The sequence below is a fragment of the Savagea faecisuis genome (genome assembly GCF_042675605.1).
Classification (GTDB): Bacteria; Bacillota; Bacilli; order Bacillales_A; family Planococcaceae; genus Savagea; species Savagea faecisuis.
Window position 1 is genome coordinate 12,627 of record NZ_JBHTJF010000008.1, and the last position, 17,412, is coordinate 30,038.

At 40.2% G+C, this 17,412-nt stretch carries 16 protein-coding genes and 1 tRNA gene; 16 read left to right on the forward strand and 1 reads right to left on the reverse strand.

All coding sequences use genetic code 11. The features are described from left to right. Positions 1 to 23: 23 nt before the first annotated feature. The 14 genes from veg (at position 24) to ACFQ0V_RS01960 (ending at position 15,137) form a co-directional block, all read left to right on the forward strand. Positions 24 to 290 (forward strand): biofilm formation stimulator Veg, encoded by a 267-nt coding sequence (gene veg, locus ACFQ0V_RS01895; protein WP_381009078.1) that lies wholly within the window; start codon positions 24 to 26, stop codon positions 288 to 290. Positions 291 to 891: 601 nt separating this feature from the next. Then, a complete protein-coding gene (gene ispE, locus ACFQ0V_RS01900; protein WP_381009080.1) occupies positions 892 to 1,746 on the forward strand; it encodes a 4-(cytidine 5'-diphospho)-2-C-methyl-D-erythritol kinase in 855 nt (284 codons plus the stop codon). A 66-nt stretch (positions 1,747 to 1,812) separates the two neighbouring features. Continuing rightward, the gene (gene purR, locus ACFQ0V_RS01905; protein ID WP_381009082.1) at positions 1,813 to 2,640 is read left to right on the forward strand and encodes a pur operon repressor; all 828 of its coding nucleotides are present in this window, start codon (positions 1,813 to 1,815) and stop codon (positions 2,638 to 2,640) included. Next, entirely contained in the window at positions 2,640 to 3,011 is a 372-nt protein-coding gene (locus tag ACFQ0V_RS01910; protein WP_381009083.1) for a RidA family protein, read from the forward strand. Before purR ends, ACFQ0V_RS01910 begins: the two co-directional genes overlap by 1 nt. A gap of 139 nt (positions 3,012 to 3,150) precedes the next feature. Beyond that, positions 3,151 to 4,524: a bifunctional UDP-N-acetylglucosamine diphosphorylase/glucosamine-1-phosphate N-acetyltransferase GlmU gene (glmU, locus tag ACFQ0V_RS01915; RefSeq protein ID WP_381009085.1), complete on the forward strand. Its 1,374-nt coding sequence runs from the start codon at positions 3,151 to 3,153 to the stop codon at positions 4,522 to 4,524. 213 nt (positions 4,525 to 4,737) lie between these two features. Continuing rightward, the gene (locus ACFQ0V_RS01920) at positions 4,738 to 5,697 is read left to right on the forward strand and encodes a ribose-phosphate diphosphokinase (protein ID WP_381009086.1); all 960 of its coding nucleotides are present in this window, start codon (positions 4,738 to 4,740) and stop codon (positions 5,695 to 5,697) included. A gap of 223 nt (positions 5,698 to 5,920) precedes the next feature. Further along, complete coding sequence (locus ACFQ0V_RS01925; protein WP_381009088.1) at positions 5,921 to 6,559, forward strand: 50S ribosomal protein L25/general stress protein Ctc; 639 nt, start codon at positions 5,921 to 5,923, stop codon at positions 6,557 to 6,559. Between the two features lie 78 nt (positions 6,560 to 6,637). Beyond that, the gene (gene pth / locus ACFQ0V_RS01930; RefSeq protein WP_381009090.1) at positions 6,638 to 7,201 is read left to right on the forward strand and encodes an aminoacyl-tRNA hydrolase; all 564 of its coding nucleotides are present in this window, start codon (positions 6,638 to 6,640) and stop codon (positions 7,199 to 7,201) included. A gap of 53 nt (positions 7,202 to 7,254) precedes the next feature. Further along, positions 7,255 to 10,776, forward strand: a complete 3,522-nt coding sequence (gene mfd, locus ACFQ0V_RS01935) for a transcription-repair coupling factor (protein ID WP_381009092.1) — start codon at positions 7,255 to 7,257, stop codon at positions 10,774 to 10,776. Positions 10,777 to 10,828: 52 nt separating this feature from the next. After that, a complete protein-coding gene (locus ACFQ0V_RS01940) occupies positions 10,829 to 12,415 on the forward strand; it encodes a putative polysaccharide biosynthesis protein (protein ID WP_381009094.1) in 1,587 nt (528 codons plus the stop codon). After that, the gene (locus tag ACFQ0V_RS01945) at positions 12,412 to 13,869 is read left to right on the forward strand and encodes a bifunctional methyltransferase/pyrophosphohydrolase YabN (protein WP_381009096.1); all 1,458 of its coding nucleotides are present in this window, start codon (positions 12,412 to 12,414) and stop codon (positions 13,867 to 13,869) included. Before ACFQ0V_RS01940 ends, ACFQ0V_RS01945 begins: the two co-directional genes overlap by 4 nt. Continuing rightward, the gene (locus tag ACFQ0V_RS01950) at positions 13,866 to 14,126 is read left to right on the forward strand and encodes an RNA-binding S4 domain-containing protein (RefSeq protein ID WP_381009098.1); all 261 of its coding nucleotides are present in this window, start codon (positions 13,866 to 13,868) and stop codon (positions 14,124 to 14,126) included. The genes ACFQ0V_RS01945 and ACFQ0V_RS01950 overlap by 4 nt, the downstream gene beginning before the upstream one ends. A gap of 79 nt (positions 14,127 to 14,205) precedes the next feature. Further along, positions 14,206 to 14,592, forward strand: coding sequence for an FtsB family cell division protein (locus ACFQ0V_RS01955; protein ID WP_381009100.1), 387 nt, complete (start codon positions 14,206 to 14,208; stop codon positions 14,590 to 14,592). A 125-nt stretch (positions 14,593 to 14,717) separates the two neighbouring features. Next, positions 14,718 to 15,137, forward strand: a complete 420-nt coding sequence (locus ACFQ0V_RS01960; RefSeq protein ID WP_381009102.1) for a S1 domain-containing RNA-binding protein — start codon at positions 14,718 to 14,720, stop codon at positions 15,135 to 15,137. A 98-nt stretch (positions 15,138 to 15,235) separates the two neighbouring features. Here ACFQ0V_RS01960 and ACFQ0V_RS01965 read toward each other — a convergent pair. Then, positions 15,236 to 15,309: transfer RNA gene (locus tag ACFQ0V_RS01965), tRNA-Met, on the reverse strand. 102 nt (positions 15,310 to 15,411) lie between these two features. Here ACFQ0V_RS01965 and tilS point away from each other — a divergent pair. Continuing rightward, positions 15,412 to 16,791, forward strand: coding sequence for a tRNA lysidine(34) synthetase TilS (gene tilS, locus ACFQ0V_RS01970; RefSeq protein WP_381009104.1), 1,380 nt, complete (start codon positions 15,412 to 15,414; stop codon positions 16,789 to 16,791). A gap of 13 nt (positions 16,792 to 16,804) precedes the next feature. Further along, positions 16,805 to 17,347 (forward strand): hypoxanthine phosphoribosyltransferase, encoded by a 543-nt coding sequence (gene hpt, locus ACFQ0V_RS01975; RefSeq protein WP_381009106.1) that lies wholly within the window; start codon positions 16,805 to 16,807, stop codon positions 17,345 to 17,347. Positions 17,348 to 17,412 lie beyond the last annotated feature (65 nt).

Genomic DNA, 17,412 nt, shown 5'->3' on the forward strand with positions numbered 1-17,412 from the left:
CTGTAAGTGAGGTGTGAGCATATATGCCGAAAACATTAGCAGATATTAAAAAATCATTGGATGCCCACTTAGGGAAACGTTTGCACTTAAAAGCAAATGGCGGTCGCAAAAAGACAATTGAGCGTAGCGGTACGTTAAGTGAAACGTATCGAGCAGTTTTTGTCGTTGAATTAGATCAAGATGAGAATGCTTTTGAACGCGTATCGTATAGTTATGCGGATATTTTAACAGAAGCAGTAGAGATTACGATTTTAGAAGACGACAATCAAGAAGCTTTTTTAGTGAAGTAAGCATCTGATTTTTTAAGATGCAATATTGCCTCCCACTTATCATCTTTGTAAAGAACTTAAAAGATGGGTGGGAGAAGAAATAGGTATACATGCATCGATGCTTAACAAATCAAGTGAACTACCCACCACTTAACTTCGTTTGAAGTGGGGGCTTCTCGCTTCCACGAACATAGCTTGCAAGCAAGTCTTATGTGTTCTCCACGAGCGTGAATTCGGGGCATTCCAACCCTACTGATACGCAATGTTTTTAGTACCTTGGATATTTTACGCATACGAGGGGCTTGGTTTTCGCTCTTATTTCCGTATGCAACTCCATATATCCAGTTGTCAAAGAACATTATGTCTATATTTTACCAAATTCTTTGGCTAAAGCCAATCGAAATTCATCTCCCACCTACTCATTGGTGCTATTCGCACCTTCACACTCCTTGAGGATGGGAGACTTCTTTCGGAAAGTCGTTAAAAACACCGTTGCTTTATTTCTTTTAACTAGGAAATGAAGGAACGGTGTTTTTGTTTTGGAAAAAGGGAATGACATAATCTGTTCTATGTTAAAATATAAAGAATAGAAGGAGATGAATTTCGGACGGAGGTTTTACTATTGCTTTATGAAAAGGCACCAGCGAAAATAAATTTAACATTAGATGTTCTCGGTAAACGTGAGGATGGATATCATGAAGTAGACATGGTGATGACGACGATTGATTTAGCCGACCGTTTGACGTTTGAGTTACTACAAGAAGATATGATTCAAATTCAAACGTACGACCGTTTTATTCCAAATGATCAACGAAATCTTGCGTATCAAGCAGCACAACTATTAAAAGAAACATATCATGTAGAACAAGGCGTGCGTATGACGATTCAAAAGCGAATTCCCGTAGCGGCAGGACTTGCTGGGGGCAGCACAGATGCTGCTGCGGCTTTAAGGGGATTAAATCGTTTATGGCAACTTAATTTAAGTGTAGATGAATTAGCGCAACACGGAGCACAAATTGGTTCGGACGTACCGTTTTGTGTATATGGTGGAACAGCGAGGGCGACAGGGCGTGGTGAACAGATTGAACATCTGGCTGCAATGCCACATAGTTGGATTGTTCTTGTGAAGCCAGCTATTTCTGTATCGACTGCTGCTATTTACGGCAAAGTAGATCACTCTATTTTAGGGCAACATTCCACTGAACAGATGGTTGAGGCGTTAAATCAGGGGGATTATTCTACTATTTGTCAAGCGATGCAAAATGCATTAGAACCTGTGACATTTCGACAATATCCCGAAGTTGCCCGCTTGAAAGAAAAGATGCAAAAAATGGGAGCAGATGCTGTTTTAATGAGTGGAAGCGGTCCGACAGTATTTGCGATTGTTAAAAATGAAGAACGTGCAAAACGTATGTACAACGGTTTACGTGGTTTTTGTTCGGAAGTATATTGTGTCCGAATGGGAAGCGAACGTTAACGGTTGTTCAAAGCGTATGATTATGATAATGTACGATTAAAACATTCGGGTTTAGGAGATGGTCTTTTGAAGTGGAAAAGAAGTGAAAGGCTTGTAGACATTACCCGTTATTTATTGGAAAATCCACATAAATTAATCCCTCTCACTTTGTTTGCGAATCGATACAATGCGGCGAAGTCATCTATCAGTGAAGACTTATCGATTGTAAAAGAAACGTTTGAAGCGATAGGAACGGGTAGTTTAATGACATTAAGTGGGGCTTCAGGCGGTGTGCGATTTATCCCGCAAGTGCCCGAAGAAGAAGTTGAATCATTAATTGATCAATTATTAGAACAACTCGGACAGACAGATCGTTTGCTGCCGGGTGGCTATTTATTTTTAAATGATATTATCGGTCAACCACGATTGATCGATCGTATTGGAAAAGTGATTGCCTCTGCTTTCACGCATGAAAAAGTAGATGTTATTATGACGATCGCGACGAAAGGTATTCCAATTGCCCATGCGATTGCCCGTTATTTAAACGTGCCGGTCGTCGTTGTACGTCGTGACAATAAAGTGACAGAAGGTTCTACAGTAAGTATTAATTACGTATCTGGGTCTACTCGTCGTATTCAGACGATGGCATTGTCGAAGCGCAGCATGAAAAGCGGTCAACGTGTCTTATTGACAGACGACTTCATGAAAGCGGGCGGCACGATGGTCGGTATGAAGAATTTGATTGAAGAGTTCGGTTGTGAGCTAGCAGGAATTGCGGTTCTCGTTGAATCCGAAGGTAGCGAACAAATTTTAACAGATGACTATTTGTCTTTAGTAAAACTACAAAGTGTCGATGAAATTAATCGCACGATTACATTGCAAAGAGGAAACTTTAAACTGAAGGAGGAATTATAATGAAAGTTGTACACACAGATCAAGCTCCGGCAGCAATTGGACCGTATTCGCAAGCGATAGAAGTGAATGGCTACATTTTCACATCAGGACAAATTGCTTTAACAGCGGAAGGAGAATTTCTCGGAGGAGATATTCAACAGCAAACACATCAAGTATTTGCGAATTTAAAAGCCGTGCTTGAAGAAGCAGGAACTTCATTAGATAAAGTCATTAAAGCGACTGTATTCATGAGTGATATGGATGAGTTTGTAGCGATGAACGAAGTGTATGGAGAGCATTTCGGAGAACATAAACCAGCACGTTCAGCAGTAGAAGTAGCAAGGCTTCCGAAAGATGCAAAAGTAGAAATCGAAGTCATCGCACAAAAATAAAACCCGCCACCTGCAAGTAGCGGGTTTTTGGCGAGCGATTAAGTTGTTTTATATGGTATAAAATGTAAAAGTATAGTTGAAAAAAAGTGTATTTTCCGCTATAGTCAATATTGAAATTACGGATGGAGGCTCGAATAAAATGCCGAATACATATGCGGTCATTCTTGCAGCAGGACAAGGGACGAGAATGAAATCGAAATTGTACAAAGTATTGCACCCAGTATGTGGAAAACCGATGGTCGAGCATGTAGTCGATCATGTGACATCTATCGGAGTGAGTAAAGTTGTTTCGATTGTAGGATTCGGAGCAGAGAAAGTAGAACAAACATTAGGTTCAAAAAGTGAATACGTTCTTCAAGAAGAACAATTAGGAACAGCACATGCTGTTATGCAAGCAGAACAATTACTTGGAGATTTAGATGGCACAACGCTCGTCATCTGTGGAGATACACCACTCATTCGTCCAGAAACGATGCAAGCTCTCGTAGATCAACACGAGCGCGAAGGGGCGAAAGCGACGATTTTAACAGCGGTCGCTGAAAACCCAGCAGGCTATGGTCGTATCGTACGTGGTGAAGATGGACTCGTATTACGCAACGTCGAACATAAGGACGCGAACGAAGAAGAGCTTGCGATTAACGAGATTAATACGGGAACGTATTGTTTCGATAACCGAGCATTATTCGAAGCGTTAAAGCAAGTCGATAATAACAACGCCCAAGGTGAATATTACTTACCAGATGTCATTCGTATTTTAAAAGAACGTGGAGAAATCGTTTCTGCTTATATTACACCTGATTTTACTGAAACATTAGGCGTAAATGATCGTGTTGCTTTAGCAGAAGCAGAACGTTTAATGCGTATTCGCATCGCTGAAAAGCATATGCGTAACGGCGTGACAATTTTAAGCCCAGAACAAACAATCATCAGCAGTGAAGCGGTAATTGGTCAAGACACGGTTTTATATCCAGGAACAATTATCGAAGGTGCGACTGTTATTGGAGAAGACTGCCAAATCGGCCCAAATGCTCATCTCGTAGATAGCGAAATTGGTCATTCGACGAAAGTTCATTCGTCTGTCGTCCTTCAAAGTTCAGTCGGCAATGAAACAGCAGTTGGTCCATTCGCACAAATTCGTCCAGAATCGAAAGTGGGCGACGATGTGAAAATCGGCAACTTCGTGGAAGTGAAAAAGTCGACAATCGGCGATCACTCAAGACTCTCTCATTTAAGCTATATCGGAGACGCTACTCTCGGTAAAAAAGTAAACGTCGGTTGCGGTTCAATCACGGTTAACTACGATGGGAAAGATAAACATCAAACGACAGTAGGCGACAATGTTTTCATCGGCTGTAACTCTAATTTAGTAGCGCCAGTAAATGTAGAAGATGAAGCATTTGTAGCAGCGGGAACGACAGTTACAAAAAATGTACCAAAACGTTCACTTGCAATTGGGCGCGCGCGACAGGAAAATAAAGAAGGTTACGTTGAAAAACTTAACTTAAACAATTAATATTCCTTTATTCATACGTGAATCATTTAGTATACTGAAGATGAAGACTTTGCAATTCGTTCACAATGTGTCGAACGATAGAAGACAATGAACTAGAAATCGCAGGAACAGCGAGGCTTGCCTAACGTCCATACATTCATTCGTTAGGAATATTTCATCTTAATGGAACATTAAGATGAAATTCGTTTCAAAACAAAACCTAGGGGGACCATGATGGCTAACCATTATCCTAACAAAAAGTTAAAAGTATTCACATTGAATTCAAACCAATCACTTGCACAAGAAGTAGCAGAACACATTGGCTGCGAGCTCGGAAAATGTACAGTCAAAACATTCAGTGACGGTGAAGTTCAAATTAATATTGAAGAAAGCGTACGTGGTTGTGACGTATTTATCGTGCAATCAACATCTAACCCAGTAAACGATAACTTAATGGAGTTATTAATTATGGTTGATGCGTTAATGCGTGCTTCGGCGCGAAAAATTAACGTCGTGATGCCGTATTACGGATATGCACGTCAAGACCGTAAAGCACGTTCACGTGAACCAATCACAGCGAAACTCGTCGCGAACTTGTTAGAAACAGCAGGAGCACATCGTGTCATCGCAGTAGATTTACACGCTTCACAAATTCAAGGATTCTTCGATATTCCAATCGATCACCTCGTAGCAGAACCGTTGCTTTCGGAATATTTCATGGGCGAAGGATTAAAAGGTGAAGACCTCGTCATCGTTTCACCTGACCATGGTGGTGTGACACGCGCACGTAAAATGGCAGATCGTATGAAAGCGCCAATCGCAATCATCGACAAACGTCGTCCGAAACCGAACGTTGCTGAAGTGATGAATATCGTCGGAGAAGTGAAAGGAAAAACAGCTATTTTAATCGATGATATTATCGATACAGCAGGTACGATTACAATCGCAGCTGATGCACTGATTGAAAGTGGAGCAAAAGCAGTATACGCATGCTGTACACACCCTGTTCTTTCAGGCCCAGCGATCGAACGTATTAACAACTCACAAATTAAAGAACTTGTCATTACGAATTCTATCGAATTACCTGAAGAGAAAAAGTCAGACAAAATTACACAATTATCGATTGCTGAACTTTTAAGCAACGCAATTATTCGTGTATTTGAAGACAAATCAGTAAGTAAATTGTTCGACTAGGCACGTAACAATCGGCATCGAGAGTTAAACTTATGAAGAGAACATGAAATGTCGAGCGTCAAAAAGCCAAAAACTTGAACAAGTGTGATATAATGTTCCTGTATCATGTGCTTTTTCTATATGTTTAGTAAGAAGTGCACGTTTTTTTGCTATGACTCATGTAAAATGATGAAAGCAAATCAAATAAATATTGAATTTCAAGACAGAAAGGTGTTTAAGCAAAATGACTATTACAATCGAAGCACAAAAACGCGAAGGTAAAGCAAAATCAGCATTAACAGAACTCCGTGCTACAGGATATGTTCCAGCAGTTCTTTATGGATATAAAGTAGAAAACGTATCGATCGCAGTAAAAGAACGTGACGTTTTAAAAGCTGTAAACGAAGTAGGACGTAACGGAGTTATCCAAATTACAGTTGACGGCGAAACATATAACGTCGTTATGCACGACTACGAACAAGAAGTATTACGCGATAACTTAGTTCACATCGACTTCTTATCAATCAACATGACTGAAGAACTCGAAGTTGACGTAATTGTTAACCCAACAGGTACTTCTGTAGGTGAAAAAGATGGTGGTATCGTAGAACAACCAGTTCGCGAAATCACAATCAAAGTAAAACCAACAGATATTCCTGAAACATTCGACATCGACGTTTCAGCACTTGAAATCGGTGATTCATTATCAGTAGCAGACGTACGTAAAGATGCGCCATTCGAAATCTTAAACGATGACGAAGATGCATTAATCGTAATCTCTGCACCACGTTCTGAAGCAGACCTCGAAGCACTCGATGAAGCTACAGAAGATACTGGCGCTGAACCAGAAGTAATCGGCGAAAAAGACGCTGACGAAGAATAATTATAATAAAATAGTGTAAGTAGGGGCGTCTCATAATAGACGTCCCTTCTTGTACGTTGAAAAAAAGGGTGATCTCGGATGAAAATTATTGTAGGGCTCGGAAACCCAGGAGCTCGTTATGAAAAGACGCGACATAATATCGGTTTTCGTGTCATTGATGAACTAGCCAATCGATGGAATGTTTCCTTGAACCAATCGAAGTTTAAAGGTGTTTATACGACATATCATCATCCGAATGGGAAAGTGATTCTTGTACAACCTTTAACTTTTATGAATTTATCGGGAGAGTGTATCCGTCCTTTAGCAGACTATTATGATGTGCTATTGGAGAACATCACAGTGCTGTACGATGATTTAGATTTACCATTAGGTCGTTTACGTTTGCGTCAGCGAGGGAGTGCGGGCGGACATAATGGGATTAAATCACTCATTCAACATTTAGGAAGCGAAAAATTCAACCGTATTCGAATCGGAATTGATCGCCCAACGAATGGAATGAACATAGCGGATTACGTACTCGCTACTTTTGCGAAAGACGAAGAAGCAACTGTAGAAAAAGTGATCCAAATGAGTGCAGATGCTTGTGAAGCATTGCTCGACACACCATTTTTAGAAGTGATGAATGAATTTAATCAGAAGTAATAACTAGCTTTGGTTGAGCCAAAGCTTTTTCGGTTTGAAAGGGGTTTATGAAATTGAGCGAAGTCCAAAATTTATTTCAAGAGCGTTTACATATCGCATCATTCGTAGATCAATTACTAGAAGGGTCTAACGCACTTGTGACAGGTTTATCGAGCAGCGCCAAAACGATGTACGTGCGAGGTTTATATGAAACGTCAACGCGACCTGTGTACGTGATTGTGTCGAATATGTTGAGCGGTCAAAAGATGTATGATGACCTGCTTTTACAAATAGGAGAAGGGCATGTCCATTTATATCCCGCAGAAGAATTAATCGCAGCTGAAATGTCCGTATCGAGTTATGACTTGCGAGCGGAGCGAATCGATACGATGACGCGTCTAGCCAATGGTGAAAAAGGGATTTATATCATTCCAGTAGCCGGCTTAAAAAGAAAAGTCATGCCGAAAGAAATGTGGGAACAGTATATTTTCACGATTTCAGTAGGAAAGACGTTGGATTGGGAGTCGGTGGAACGTCAACTCGTTTTAGCGGGATACAATCGGGAAACATTAGTGAACGCACCCGGTCAATTTGCGGTGCGTGGAGGAATTATCGATATTTATCCACTCGATCAAGCATATCCTTTCCGTATTGAACTGTTCGATGATGAAGTTGATTCTATTCGTACCTTTGATGCGGAGAGTCAACGTTCTTTAGAAAATAAAGAACAGGTTCAAATCGGTCCAGCAGTAGAACTCATTATTCCAGATGAGCAACGTCATCAAATTGCGACAGGTTTAGAACAAGATTTAGCAAAACGTCTACTAGCGATGGAAAATGATACGTATAAAGAACAATTGATGGTAAATGTTCAAGGAGAAATCGAACAGTTACGCGAAGGCATCCTTCGAGAACAAGTCGTGACGTACATTCCGTATTTAGAGGAGTATTTACGATCGCTCGTTCACTATTTTGACCCGAATGGCACGGTCATTTATGATGAGTTCGCACGTATTCAAGAAGTCGATGAAACATTAGAACGAGAAGAGGAAGAATGGTTTTATAACTTATTTGAACAGTTGCGAATTCCACAGTTACGAAAGGTGACATATCCTTTATCGGAAGTAGCAGGAACTTGGACGGGAAGCACAGTTTATTTCTCTCTATTCAAACGTTCGATTTCACATGTATCGCTCCAAGAAAGCGTCTCTCTGTCTTGTAAACCGATGCAGCAATTCCATGGTCAAATGCATTTATTAAAAGTTGAAATTGATCGTTGGATGGCAGAAGACTTTCTCGTATACGTCAGTGTTCAAGACGAACAAAGACGAGAGCAAGTATTATCGATTTTAGAAGATTATAATTTAGTGAAGCATGTCGTTTCAGAAGGTGCGACAGAACGTGGCATCGTCATTACGACGGAACAGTTTAGAACAGGTTTTGAATTGCCCATTCAAAAATTAGCACTTGTTACTGACCAAGAACTTTTTAAAATGAAAAAACGTCCACGACGTAAAGCGCAAAACTTAACGAATGCGGAGCGTATTAAAAGTTATTCCGAAATTAATAAGGGCGATTATGTTGTGCACGTGCATCATGGGATTGGACGATTTTACGGAGTGGTCACATTAGAAGTCGGCGGCGTTCATAAAGATTATTTAGATATTCGTTATCGTGGAGACGATAAAGTGTACGTTCCAGCCGATCAAATTGAGCTCGTCCAAAAATATGTTCCTTCAGGAGAGAAAGAGCCGAAGTTACATAAGCTCGGTGGAGCTGAGTGGAAAAAGGCGAAAGCGAAAGTGACGAGAGCGGTAAAAGATATTGCGGATGAACTCGTTAAATTGTATGCGAAACGTGAAGCGGAAAAAGGATTCGCCTTTTCACCTGACGATGATATGCAACATTCTTTCGAGACAGCCTTTCCATATGATGAAACGGATGACCAATTACGCTCAATTGAAGAAATAAAAAAAGATATGGAACGAGAACGCCCGATGGACCGTTTGCTTTGTGGGGATGTCGGTTACGGAAAAACGGAAGTAGCCATCCGAGCAGCGTTTAAAGCGATCAATGATGGAAAGCAAGTCGCCTTTTTAGTTCCGACGACGATTTTAGCTCAACAACATTATGAAACGATGGTCGAGCGATTTGCGAATTTCCCTGTTGAAGTTGGCTTATTAAATCGTTTCCGTACGAAAAAAGAACAAGAAGCGACATTGCGTGACTTAAAAGCGGGAGTGGTCGACGTCGTTGTCGGAACGCATCGCCTATTATCGAAAGATGTTGAGTTTAAAGATTTAGGCTTGCTTATTGTCGATGAAGAACAACGTTTCGGTGTGACACATAAAGAAAAAATTAAACAGATGCGTACGAATGTCGATGTGCTTACACTCACGGCAACGCCAATCCCAAGAACATTGCACATGTCGATGGTCGGCGTGCGTGATTTATCTGTCATCGAAACACCACCAGCTAACCGCTTCCCGGTTCAAACGTATGTGATGGAGCATAATTTCGGACTCGTACGTGAAGCGATTGAGCGCGAGATGTCGCGTGGAGGACAAGTCTTCTATTTATACAATCGTGTGGAAGATATGGATAAACGTGTGGCGGAAATTCAAGAGCTCGTCCCAGAAGCACGCATCGCATCGGCGCACGGTCAAATGTCAGAAGCAATGTTAGAGGGCGTCATTTTAGATTTTTTAGAAGGACAGTACGATGTGCTCGTCACAACGACAATTATTGAAACGGGAATCGACGTGCCAAACGTCAATACATTGATCGTCCATGATGCAGATAAGATGGGCTTATCCCAGCTTTATCAATTGCGTGGTCGTGTTGGTCGCTCGAATCGTGTCGCTTATAGTTACTTCTTATACCAAAAAGATAAAGTGTTAACGGAAGTAGCTGAAAGTCGTTTACAGGCGATTAAAGAATTTACAGAACTCGGAAGTGGATTTAAAATTGCGATGCGTGACTTATCGATTCGTGGAGCTGGGAACTTACTCGGTGCTGAGCAACATGGATTTATCGATTCAGTCGGATTCGATCTTTATTCTCAAATGTTGCAAGAAGCGATTGAAGAGAAACAAGAAGTGAAAGAACCGGTGGAAGAATCACCGATTGAAATTTCGTTAGCGGTCGATGCTTATTTACCAGACTCATATATTCCAGACGGATTCCAAAAAATTCAAATGTACAAGCGAATTCAAGCAGTTGAAACAGTGGAAGAATACGCAGAACTTTTCGATGAAATGATTGACCGATTCGGTGATATGCCTTTACAAGCAGAATTGCTGTTACGCGTTGCGAAAATGAAAGCATTAGGGAAGCAAGCAGGAGTAGAGCAAATTAAAAAGCGCCAAGCGATTACGGAAATACGTTTAAGTGAAGCGGGAACTGCGAAGATGGACGGACCGAAAGTAGTGAGTGCAACTGTGCAGTTCGGTCGCGCTGTCGGATTTTCTGTAGAAAACAATCAATTTATTTTATCAGTAGACGATCGTCAAACAGGGAAGCGTAAAGATTTTGATGTTGTGGAGCAATTGTTAGAAATACTAGCAAATAGCCAAAAAGAACTCGCCACGACTTAAAACGTCTACAATATGTGATAATTCCAATTGATCGAGAGAAAAGAGGAATGTCATGAATAGACAAAATGATTGGTCGATGCAACAATTTATGAAAGGTGCTTCAATCCTAACGTTAGCGGCTTTCATCGTAAAAATATTGTCGGCCACTTATCGTGTCCCTTTTCAAAATATGGTAGGAGATGCAGGGTTTTATACGTATCAACAAGTGTATCCTTTACTCGGAATTTTTGGTGTTTGGACATCTTTCGGTTTTGCGGTTGCTTTATCGAAACAAATCGCTGACCAAATGACAAGACAAGCGAAGCAAGAAGTGTATACGAGTGCAGTAATCTTGTTGAGTCTGATCTCCGTAATTTTATTTATTGTACTTCAAGGAGGCGCTTCTTTCCTTGCGCATTGGATGGGAGATGACCAATTAACACCATTGATTCGTGCATCGAGTTGGATGGCGCTCTGTATGGCACCAATCGCTACGATGAAGGGAGCAGCACAAGCTGAAGGTCGATTAACTCCCGTTGCGATTTCGAATGTTGTGGAACAAGCTGTGCGAGTATCGGTCGTCATCGGCGGAGCGTATATCGTCATGCGCACATCATCTAACGTTTATGAAGCGAGCCATGTCGCAGTGTATGGAAGCATCGCGGGAGGAGTTATGGCGATACTCATCTTATGGATGAGGAAACCGTCGATGTCTTGGACTTATACGTCTCAGTGGAAACAACATTGGAAAGAATTGCTTATTTTAAGTATTAGCTTCAGCGCGAGTTCTTTAATTTTATTGTTTTATCAACTCGTTGATTCCGTTACCATATTCAATGTTTTAATCAAAATCATGCCGCTACAAGAAGCGATGGAATTAAAAGGAGTCTATGATCGTGGCCAACCTTTTGTTCAACTAGGCATACTCGTAGCGACGACGCTATCTTTAGCTATTGTTCCACTCATCGCTCATTATGAAATGGCGAAAACAGAAGAAAAAGCGAGACAGTTCACGACGTTAACATTTCGGATCGCTTTTATTTTCGGACTGGCGGCGACGGTTGGATTAGTGCTCGTTTTAGAACCGCTCAACATTATGTTGTTCCGTCATAATGAGCAATGGTTAGCTCTTGCACTTTTTATTATGCAAATCTTTTTACTTTCTTTAGTATTGCCTTTAACAGCAATATTACAAGGAAAGGGAAAAATTGCATTTCCGATTATCATTTTCGGTGGGAGCGTCTTGATCAAGTATGGTTTAAATATATGGCTCATTCCACATTATCAAGTGGTTGGCGCATCTTTGAGTAGTTTGCTCACATTATGTATCGTCACAATATGTATGGTTTTCTATTTTCAATCCATCGTGCAAGAACGGATGACGACGACGCGTTTCTATCGTATTAGTGTATGGGCAACGATGATAATGGGGATGGTCGTCTATCCGTATTTGTACATAATACCTTGGGAGAAGATGATCGGGAGCGGTCGACTAGCTGCGACATTTTTAACGTTGACGGGCGCGATGCTCGGTGCATTCGTTTTTAGTGTGAGCATGATGCGTCATCCTATTATTCAAATAAGAGAGTGGTACGTACTCCCATTCGGAAGACAAATTGCCAAATGGCAACTATATGTTCAAAAGGAGGACAAAAAATGAAACGAGTAATAGTAATCGGCCTTGGCTATGGGGAATTAGAACAAATTCCTCTAGGTATTTATCGATTTTTGAAAGAGACGAGTTATCTTTACACACGTACAATCGATCATCCGATTTTTGAACAACTTCAAGAAGAAAATATTCAAATTGAGAGTTTTGATACGATTTATGAAGAAAATGAGACGTTTGAAGCAGTATATGAAACGATTGTCAAACGTTTATTAGAAGTGGATGCTCCATCTGTCGTTTATGCGGTACCAGGTCATCCGCTCGTCGCAGAACAGACAGTGCAACTGTTAATCGAAGCGGAACGAGAAGGAAAAATTGAGCTCGATATTAAAGGCGGGCAAAGTTTTTTAGACGCGATGTTTACCGCTGTGAGAATGGATCCGATTGAAGGTTTTCAACTCGTCGATGCTCTGCAATTAAAAGCGGAAGAACTCGTCATGAGTCAGCATATTTTAATCGGACAAGTGTACGATGCGTTCGTCGCGTCCGAAGTAAAGTTAACATTGATGGAAAAATATCGTGATGATTACGAAGTGAAAGTGGTAACGGCAGCGGGAACGAGTATGGAGCAAGTGCTTACAGTGCCAATTTATGAATTGGATCGCGTGACGCAAATTGATAATTTGACATCCGTTTATGTCCCACCTGCTCCATTTGAAGAACGTATGCGAGATTGGTCATCATTAAAAGAAGTGATTCGCATTTTGCGCTCTCCAGAGGGCTGCCCATGGGACCGTAAGCAAACACATGAATCGTTGAAGCGTCATTTAATTGAAGAAGCTCATGAAGTCATTCAAGCGATTGAAGAGCAAGATGATGATGCACTCATTGAAGAGTTAGGCGATATTTTACTTCAAGTGTTTCTTCATGCGCAAATTGGGGAAGATGAAGGATACTTTGTTTTAGAAGATATCGTCCAGGCGATTCAAGAAAAAATGATTCGTCGTCATCCTCATGTATTTGGGGATACAACGGTAGAAAATGCGGATGATGTAGTGGCGAATTGGGAAGAGATTAAGCGAGCGGAACGAGGAGAAGAAACGGTGCACTCTATTTTAGATGGAGAATACCGTGCGAGTTCTTCGTTGCTTACGTCTTATAATTATCAAAAGAAAGCAGCGACACTCGGTTTTAACTGGCCGTCGATTGACGGGGCTTTGGAAAAATTTGAAGAAGAATGGGCAGAATTTTTACATGAAGTGCGTGAAGGAAATAACGAAACACAAATCGATGAATTCGGTGATGTGTTGTTTACACTTGTGAAAATCGCTCAGTTTTTAAAAATTAGTCCAGAAGAGGCGATGGTTCATGCGAACGAAAAATTTTCTCGAAGATTTCGACACGTTGAACGCCGCATGAAAGAAAACCATGCTGAAGGGGAAGTAGTCGACTTAGAACAAATGGATCTGTATTGGGATGAAGCGAAAGGGGAAGAACAACGATGAGATTGGATAAGTTTTTGAAAGTATCACGCTTAATTAAACGCCGTACATTAGCGAAGCAAGTCGCTGATCAAGGTCGTGTAACAGTCAATGGATTGGAAGCGAAAGCATCTTCTAAATTAAAAGAAGGCGACGAATTAGCGATTCAGTTCGGTCAAAAAGTTGTGACCGTACGTGTCAACGAGTTGAAAGATTCTACAAAAAAAGAAGATGCAGCTAATATGTATACAATAATATCTGAGAATACAATTAATTCTTAATAAATTTTGGATGATTTTGCAAAAGATATAAAATTCCCTTATAATTTAGAGGAATGAATGGTAAGGAGTGTGAGGCGCAATGCGGGATGAGCAAACAGTTCATTTCCAATCGGAAGAACAAGAAGAAGCTTACAATAAAAAGAGAAAATGGCGCCTACAACAAAAAAAGAGATTAAGAAGGCGATTTTTTTTCTATGCTTGTATTGCGTCTATAACGTTTATAACGATTTTTTCGATTTATTTAAAACAAGGCAAAGCACAAGAACGTTATTTAGCAGATAAGGCAGAGCTTACAATTGAACTTGAGAAAGTACAACAAGAACAAAAGCAACTGAAAGCCGAGCTAGAACGTTTAGATGATGATGAATATATTGAAAAGTTAGCGAGACAGCAGTATTTGATAGGAAAAGAAGGAGAAGTCATTTTTTCTTTACCTGAAAAAGAAAAGAAACAACAAAAAGAGTAGTCAGTTGACACTCTTTTTTTGTTCGTTATAATGTTAATTAGGAGACTTGTATACTTTTCATACGAGTGCATGTAAAGATTTCGTCATTCGAAATCGTTCAAACTTTAAGGAGGAGCATTTTTTTTATGTCAATTGAAGTAGGCAACAAGTTACAAGGTAAAGTAACAGGGATTACAAACTTCGGTGCGTTCGTTGAATTACCAGGTGGTTCAACAGGGTTGGTTCACATTAGTGAGGTAGCAGATAGTTATGTTAAAGACATTAACGATCATCTTAAAGTAGGCGAAGAAGTCGAAGTTAAAGTAATGAATGTTGGTTCGGATGGTAAAATTGGTTTATCGATTCGTAAAGCGAAGCCAGAATCAGAAAGACCGCAACGTCCACAACGTCCACGTCACAACAATCGTCAAAGTCAACCTGTCGAACGTGCAGAGAACTTTGAACAAAAAATGGCACGCTTCATGAAAGATAGTGAAGAGCGACTTTCTACATTGAAGAGAGCTACTGAATCTAAACGAGGTGGCCGCGGTTCACGAAGAGGGTAACTTGAAGTTTACTCAATCTTTAGAAAAAATGGCTTTCGAAATTAAAGCAATAAAAAAGCGATGGAACGTTTAAACGTTTCATCGCTTCTTCTTTTGTATAGCGGCGGAGGGAGTCGAACCCACGACCTTACGGGTATGAACCGGACGCTCTAGCCAGCTGAGCTACGCCGCCAAAATGTTCTGATTTAGAACAACATGAATTATCATACACAACAAATGAAAATTTGTCAAATAGATTTTCAAAAATTATTAAAAAGAAAAGAGCGACTCAATTATGGATTCCCTTATTCACAAAATCCAACGTCATATATTAACGCTGAAAACAGAAGTGCAACATCAGAAATTGTTAGTTGCTTGTTCAGGAGGCATCGATTCGGTAGCGCTCGTTCATCTCATTGATGAGCTGAAGCAACAGTTGAACTTTCAATACGGTATCGTTCATGTCGATCATATGTTGCGGGGACAACAATCTTATGAAGATTTACAATTTGTGCAACAATTAAGTGCTAATTACGGTGTTCCTTTTTATAGTGAACGCATCGACATTCCGAAGTTAGTCGTACAGCATCGAGACAATGTCCAACAAAGGTGTCGCATTGAACGCTATGACTTTTTTTATCGAGTAATGGAGCGAGAAGGGTATGACCTTTTATTAACGGCTCACCATCTAGATGATCACATTGAGACGGCGATGATGCAAATGTTGCGTGGGCAAAAGCCGATCGGTATTTTAGCGGAACGTCCTTTTCATACAAAACAGTTATTGCGTCCATTACTTCAAGTGACGAAAAAAGAATTACTAACTTATTTACAAGCCCGTCAATATCCTTATCGCCACGACCCATCGAATGACGAAGACGACTATGTCCGCAATGCGATTCGTCAACACGTTTTACCTGAAATTGAAAAAATTGAACCAAATTATTCAAAGTTAGTAGCGCGCAGTTTGCGAGGAAATCAATTGGATGAGCAAGCTTTGAATGATTTAGCGAAAGCATCCTTGAAACGTGTTCAAATTGAATCTTCAAAGTCTAGACAAATCATCGATTGTAATGCTTTTCAAAAAGAGGCCAGCGCTTTACAAAGCCGTGTCATTCTAATACTATTGAATTATCTTTATTCGAATCAAAACGAAGAGATTACATATTCAAAACGCTTACTAAACCGAATTCAAGCTGAACTCAATCGTGAAGCAGGAGAACAAGTTGTTCACTTGCCAAATGGGTATCAAGTTCGCCGTTCTTACAATCGAGCTTATTTCGAAAAGAGAGAACGCTTGAAACGAGGTACTGAGCTTTCCTTGCCATTGAATACGATTGTTCAATGGGGAAGTTATACGTTTCAATTATGTTTCCAAAAAGATATTCAATCATTTGAAAAGTCTAAACAATATTATTCACTTTCCGAATCCGATTTGCGAATTCGGACACGTCGAGAAGGTGATCGTTTACATTGGGAAGGAATGGAACGACCGAAAAAACTAGCACGTCTATTTATCGATGAAAAAATAGCCAAACAACAACGAGATGCTTGGCCAATTATCGTGAATGAACGAGATGAAGTGTTAGTTGTGCCTTATTTGAGATGTCGCTATGATGTACGTTTAAATGAAAGCGATGAGCAAAAATATGTGCTTGTCGTCGAGCGAAATTAAAGGAGAGAAAAACATGTTAGAAAAAGACATTCAAGAAGTTTTAATTACAGAGGAAGAAATCCGTGCGAAAGTGAAAGAATTAGGGGCAACACTCACTGAAGATTATAAAGATAAATATCCACTCGCAATCGGTATTTTAAAGGGAGCGATTCCTTTCATGGGTGATTTAATGAAAGAGATTGACGCTTATTTAGAAATCGACTTCATGGATGTCTCAAGCTACGGTAATGCGACCGTTTCATCTGGAGAAGTTAAAATTGTAAAAGATTTAAATACGAACGTAGAAGGACGCGACATTTTAATTATTGAAGATATTATCGACAGCGGTAAGACGTTAAAGTATTTAGTCGACCTTTTCAAATATCGCCAAGCGAATTCGATTCAAATCGTGACATTGCTCGATAAGCCGACAGGTCGAAAAGTGGACTTGAAAGCAGATTACGTTGGGTTTGATGTACCGGATGCATTCGTCGTCGGATACGGTTTAGATTATGCGGAGAAATACCGTAATTTACCATATATCGGTGTTCTGAAAAAAGAAATTTATTCGTTTTAATTGTGAACAATAGGAGAGCTTGAAAAGGCTTTTTCATTGTAGGTAAGTGTTAATATATGTTAAGA